Annotated in this window: 7 protein-coding genes; 5 read left to right on the top strand and 2 right to left on the bottom strand. The window is 72.2% G+C overall.

Translation table 11 applies throughout. The features are described 5' to 3' along the window. Positions 1-307, bottom strand: a 307-nt coding sequence (locus tag ACFU99_RS30945; RefSeq protein ID WP_384398308.1) for a trimeric intracellular cation channel family protein, incomplete at its 3' end; no start/stop codon positions are given. 134 nt (positions 308-441) lie between these two features. Between ACFU99_RS30945 and ACFU99_RS30940 the strand changes: the two genes are divergently transcribed. The 4 genes from ACFU99_RS30940 (at position 442) to mnmA (ending at position 4,827) form a co-directional block, all read left to right on the top strand. Continuing rightward, positions 442-1,482 carry a thioesterase family protein gene (locus ACFU99_RS30940; protein ID WP_384398306.1) on the top strand — a complete coding sequence of 347 codons (1,041 nt, stop codon included), beginning with the start codon at positions 442-444 and terminating at the stop codon, positions 1,480-1,482. A 195-nt stretch (positions 1,483-1,677) separates the two neighbouring features. Beyond that, a complete protein-coding gene (locus ACFU99_RS30935; protein ID WP_384398304.1) occupies positions 1,678-2,130 on the top strand; it encodes a hypothetical protein in 453 nt (150 codons plus the stop codon). Positions 2,131-2,393: 263 nt separating this feature from the next. Next, positions 2,394-3,563, top strand: coding sequence for a cysteine desulfurase family protein (locus ACFU99_RS30930; RefSeq protein WP_384398302.1), 1,170 nt, complete (start codon positions 2,394-2,396; stop codon positions 3,561-3,563). A gap of 181 nt (positions 3,564-3,744) precedes the next feature. After that, the gene (gene mnmA / locus ACFU99_RS30925) at positions 3,745-4,827 is read left to right on the top strand and encodes a tRNA 2-thiouridine(34) synthase MnmA (RefSeq protein ID WP_384398311.1); all 1,083 of its coding nucleotides are present in this window, start codon (positions 3,745-3,747) and stop codon (positions 4,825-4,827) included. A 3-nt stretch (positions 4,828-4,830) separates the two neighbouring features. Here the strand turns inward: mnmA and ACFU99_RS30920 are convergent, their stop codons facing one another. After that, complete coding sequence (locus ACFU99_RS30920; protein WP_384398300.1) at positions 4,831-5,226, bottom strand: VOC family protein; 396 nt, start codon at positions 5,224-5,226, stop codon at positions 4,831-4,833. Positions 5,227-5,301: 75 nt separating this feature from the next. Here ACFU99_RS30920 and ACFU99_RS30915 point away from each other — a divergent pair, with 75 nt between their 5' ends. Continuing rightward, complete coding sequence (locus ACFU99_RS30915; protein WP_384398298.1) at positions 5,302-5,619, top strand: hypothetical protein; 318 nt, start codon at positions 5,302-5,304, stop codon at positions 5,617-5,619. The last annotated feature ends 85 nt before the right edge of the window (positions 5,620-5,704 follow it).

The following is a 5,704-nucleotide window of genomic DNA, read 5'->3' as shown; positions in this document are numbered from 1 at the left end:
CGATCACGGTGACGACGGAGAGGCCGACGGCGTCCACGACCAGCAGCGTGCGCTGCGGCAGTGTGCGATAGCGCAGGAAGGCCATGGTGGCGGCGCCCACGCAGGCGATGATCGTGAGCAGGACCCAGTCGTGGGTCCAGTAGAGCGGGTGCCGGTTGAGGATGAGGTCGCGGAGGGTGCCGCCGGAGATCGCGGCGGCGAAGGCGAGGACGAGCCCGCCGAAGGGGTCCATGTTGGCCCGGTGGGCCGCCAGTACCCCGCTCGCGGCGAAAGCGGAGACACCCACCAGGTAGAGCACGTGAAGCATGGGCGTCATCATCGCAGGCGCGGGGGAACAATCAGGCGTGAGGAACAATCCGGACTTGCGTGGTATCGAGCCTCAGGGGGGCACCGCCGGATTGCCCTTACCAGTCGGTAACCCCTCGGTGTAGCGTGCGGTTCATGGCACAGGCAACCATCGGGGACAACGGCGGCAACGGCGGCAACGGCGGCAACAGCGGCTACGGAGACAATGGCAGCCACGGCGGCAACAGCAGCTACGGCAGTCGCGGCGGCAACGGCGGCAATGGCAGCCACGTCGGCAACGGTAGCCACGTCGGCAACGGTAGCCACGTCGGCAACGGTAGCCACGTCGGCAACGGCAGCCACGGCGGCTACGGCGACAACGCGTCCGTCAGTGAATTCGACCGCGATTCGGCGCTCACGCCGCGCGGGGACGGCGTGTACGAGGCGAACCTCTCGTCGGGCTGGACGATCTTCGGCGCCGTCAACGGCGGCTTCCTGCTCGCCCTGCTCGGCCGGGCGCTCGGCGAGGCGCTGCCGCACCCGAACCCGTACTCCATCACCGCGCACTACCTCTCGGCGTCCCGCCCCGGCCCGGCCGTCATACGCACCGAGACCGTACGCACGGGCCGTACGCTCTCCGTCGGTCAGGCGTCCCTCTTCCAGTACGACGCGGACGGCAACGAGGTCGAGCGACTCCGCGCCCTCGCCACGTACGGCGACCTCGACACGCTCCCCGACGACGTCCGCACCTCGGCCAAGCCGCCGAACCTGCCCCCGTACGAGCGCTGCCTGAGCCGGCACGACGGCGACGTGCCGGACACCACCGAGATCGCGGACCGTCTCGACATCCGGCTCGACCCCGCCACCTGCGGCTGGGCCGTCGGCTCACCCAGCGGCCTCGGCGAGATGCGCGGCTGGTTCGGCCTGGCGGACGGCCGCGACCCCGACCCGCTGGCGCTGCTGCTGGCCGTGGACGCCCTCCCGCCGACCGCCTTCGAGCTGGGCCTCAAGGGCTGGGTCCCCACCATCGAACTGACCGCCCACATCCGCTGCCGCCCCGCCCCCGGCCCGCTGCGCGTCGCCCTGACCACCCGCAATCTCGCGGGCGGCTTCATGGAGGAGGACGTCGAGGTCTGGGACAGCGCGGACCGCCTGGTGGCCCAGGCGCGCCAGTTGGCACGGCCGGTGATGGGGTGAGGGGCTGAAGGGCCGAGAACTGAAGGGCTGGGGGCTGGGGCTTGGGTGGGCTTGGGTCACCCGATCGGCCCACCGCGAATGCGGCTCTCCTCAGGACAGCCCTTTGATGGCCGGTAGTAGCCGTCACGTCCGCGGCTGCCGCCACGCGCCATTTCAGGCGCTTCGGAAGGAGCCCCTATGCGTCGTATATGCCGCATGCACCGATCCGCCGCAGCAACACTGAGCCTGGCCGCCCTCGCCACGGGATTGCTCGGCACGGGTGCCGCCACCGCGCAGAGCCGCCACTCCGCGCACCTGTCGTCCCCCGCGGACGACGCCGGCTGCGTCGGAGTGACCATCACCGCGCCCGCAGCGGGCACCGTCCTTCGGGCCGGGGGCAAGGCCCGGATCGACATCCACCGCGACGCCGCCAGTCCCACGGAGGCCGTGTTGTCGATCAATCTGTTTCAGATCCGGCCGGGCGGGGAACCGCCCGAGCTCGTGGAGACCGCTTGGAATGGAGAGGAGCAGATCTCCGACGTGTTCTCCTTCAAGGACATGCTGCCGAGCACTGTTCCGGCCGGCGAATACGTCTACAGCGTGGACCTTCGCACGCATGCGGACGAGGTCTGCCGGTCTGAGAGCGGTCGGTTCACCATCGTGCGCTGATCTCCGGGTACGCGCCGGGAGCTGCGGGGATACGGCCTGAGGGAGCGGGGGACAGGGGCGGGACGATCGGCTGAAACCGCTGCTCCGCTTCGGGGCGACTCCGGCGCCGCTCCCGAGCCCCTCCCGAGCCGTTCGCGAGCCGTTCGCGAGTCGTCGTGAGCCGAGCTCCCGAGCCGCTGTCCAGGGTGCAGAGGGGGCGCTCAGGGGCCTGTGCCGATGCGCCCGGCACGCGCCCCCACCCCGGCTCGTAGAATCGTCCCACCATGGCCTACCTCGACCACGCCGCCACCACCCCGATGCTCCCCGAGGCGGTGCGGGCGATGACCGCCCAGCTCGCCGTCACCGGCAACGCCTCCTCGCTGCACGCCGCCGGGCGGCGGGCGCGCCGCATCGTCGAGGAGGCGCGGGAATCCCTCGCCGCCTGCCTCGGCGCGCGCCCCAGCGAGGTGGTCTTCACCGCCGGCGGCACCGAATCCGACAACCTCGCCGTCAAGGGCCTGTACTGGGCCCGGCGCGCCGCCGACCCGGCTCGTACGCGCGTACTGGCCAGCCCCGTCGAGCACCACGCCGTGCTCGACGTGGTCGACTGGCTCGCCGAGCACGAGGGCGCGCGGGTGGAGTACCTGCCTGTCGACGCGTACGGGCGGGTCCACCCCGACGCGCTCCGCACGGCCATCGAGCGCGAACCCGGCGATGTGGCGCTGGCCACCGTCATGTGGGCCAACAACGAGATCGGCACGATCATGCCGGTGCGTGAACTGGCCGATGTGGCAGGGGAGTTCGGCATCCCCATGCATGCCGACGCCGTCCAGGCGTTCGGCCAGGTCGACGTCGACTTCGCGGCGTCCGGCCTCGCCGCCATGACGGTGAGCGGCCACAAGATCGGCGGCCCGTACGGGATCGGCGCGCTGCTCCTCGGCCGCCAGTACGCGCCCGTACCGCTGCTGCACGGCGGCGGCCAGGAACGCCATGTGCGTTCCGGCACTCTCGACACCCCGGCGATCACGGCCTTCGCGGTCGCCGCGCGGCACGCGGCCGAGGGCCGTGAGACCTTCGCCCGGGAGATCGGCGCGCTCCGCGACGACCTGATCACGGCCGTACGCGCCGCCGTCCCCGACGCGATCCTCGGCGGCGACCCCGATCCGGCCGGCCGGCTCCCCGCCAACGCGCACTTCTCCTTCCCCGGCTGCGAGGGCGACTCCCTGCTCCTGCTCCTCGACGCCCAGGGCATCGAGTGCTCCACGGGCTCCGCCTGCACGGCCGGCGTCGCCCAGCCCAGCCATGTGGTCCTCGCCACCGGCACCGACCGCGAGCTGGCGCGCGGCACGCTCCGCTTCTCGCTCGGCCATACGTCGACGAAGGCGGACGTCGCGGCGGTGGCGGAGGCGATCGGCCCGGTGGTGGCGCGCGCCCGCTCGGCGGGTCTCTCGTAGCGGGGCCCTCGTGGCCGGGTCCGCTCTCGTAGCCGGGTTTCTCGTAGCCGGGTTTCTCATAGCGGCCCGGGGTGCGGGGGCCCGTTACCCTGGACGGGCTATGACTGACTTCCCTGGTGCCGACTTCCCTGGTGCGCCCACTGGTCCCCGCGACGGCTCCCGGCTGCGCGTACTCGCCGCGATGTCCGGCGGCGTCGACTCCGCCGTCGCCGCCGCCCGCGCCGTCGAGGCCGGTCACGACGTGACCGGCGTCCACCTGGCGCTGTCCGCGAACCCGCAGTCCTTCCGAACCGGCGCGCGCGGCTGCTGCACCATCGAGGACTCGCGCGACGCGCGCCGCGCGGCGGACGTCATCGGCATCCCCTTCTACGTCTGGGACCTCGCCGAACGCTTCCGCGAGGACGTCGTCGACAACTTCATCGCCGAGTACGAGGCCGGGCGGACGCCCAATCCGTGCCTGCGCTGCAACGAGAAGATCAAGTTCGCGGCGCTGCTGGACAAGGCGCTCGCCCTCGGCTTCGACGCGGTCTGCACCGGCCACTACGCCACGGTCGTACGGACCGACTCCGGCGAACGCGAACTGCACCGCGCCTCCGACATGGCCAAGGATCAGTCGTACGTGCTCGGCGTCCTGGACGAGAGGCAGCTCGCCCACGCCATGTTCCCGCTGGGCGACACCCTCACGACCAAGGACGAGATCCGCGCCGAGGCCGAGCGGCGCGGGCTCGCCGTCGCGAAGAAGCCCGACAGCCACGACATCTGCTTCATCGCCGACGGCGACACGCAGGGCTTCCTCGCCGGTCACCTCGGCACGGCCGAGGGCGACATCGTCGACGAGTCCGGCGCCAAGCTCGGCACCCACGAGGGCGCCTTCGGCTTCACCATCGGCCAGCGCAAGGGGCTGCGCATCGGCACCCCGGCCCCGGACGGCAAGCCGCGCTACGTCCTGGACATCTCGCCCGTGAACAACACGGTGACGGTCGGCCCCGTCGAATCCCTCGACGTCACCGCCCTCACCGCCGTCAACCCCCGCTGGTGCGGCGCCCCGCCCACCGCCCCCGCCGCCTACACCGCCCAACTCCGCGCCCACGGCGGCGAAACCGAAGTCCACGCCGACCCGGTGAACGGCTCCGAACTGTCCGTCACCTTCACGGAGCCGGTCCGGGGCGTGGCCCCCGGCCAGGCGATCGTGCTGTACGACGGGACGCGGGTGGTGGGCTCGGCGACGATCGCCACGACGCGGCGGGTGACGGCGGCGGCCTGATCTTCAGCCCTCGCGGCACGGCTGGAGCAGATCCCACCGGTTCGCGTACAGGTCCCGGAAGACCGCCACCGTGCCGTACGGCTCCCGCCGGGGAGCCTCCTCGAAGAGGACCCCGGCCGCCCGCATACGGTCGTAATCCCGCGCGAAGTCATCGGTATTGAGGAACATCCCCACGCGCCCGCCCGTCTGATCCCCAACCCGCGCCGCCTGCCCGGTCCCGACGGCCCGAGCGAGCAGCACCGCCGTCCCCCGCGCTCCGGGCGGCGCGACGACCACCCAGCGTTTCCGGTCGTCGATACGGGTGTCCTCGACGAGTTCGAAGCCGAGGGCGTCGACGTAGAAGGCGATGGCCTCGTCGTAGTCGCGGACGACGAGGGTTACGAGTCCGATGTGGGTCATCCGAGGATGATGCCCTGGCCACTGCCTTGGCCCGGCGGTTTTGCGCTGGGGCCCTCCGGTTCGTACTGTCCGGGCGTGGACATCCTCGACCGGCTCTCCGAGCTGCCGACCGCGAGCACGGCCGCCGCGGCGGCCTCTGCCGAAGCTCTCGAAACCATCATCAGCCGCGTCCGGGCGACCGGGATTCCGACGGCGCTGACCGAGGACGGCGAACCCGTGGCGGCCGTGCTGTCCTGGGAGCTGTTCGAAGAGCTGGAGGCCGCCGTCGCCGCGCTGCGCCGGGCCGAGCATCGGCAGGAGGGATGCCGGTTCGGGCCGGTCGAGCCGCCGCCGGGGGCCGACTGCGGCTGCCGTACGACCGCGGAACTGGACGCGGAATCGGGGGACGGGTAGCCGCGCTCGGCGGCAGGCCCGTTTGGGCAAGGCCCGTCTGATCAGGGCCGTCTGGGCAAGGCCCGGTAGCCGCGCTTAGCGGAGC

This window comes from Streptomyces sp. NPDC057654, assembly GCF_042800135.1.
In the GTDB taxonomy this organism is placed as follows: Bacteria; Actinomycetota; Actinomycetes; order Streptomycetales; family Streptomycetaceae; genus Streptomyces.
Note: the sequence above shows the minus strand (reverse complement) of the source record. Positions and strands in the feature narration are given on the sequence as shown.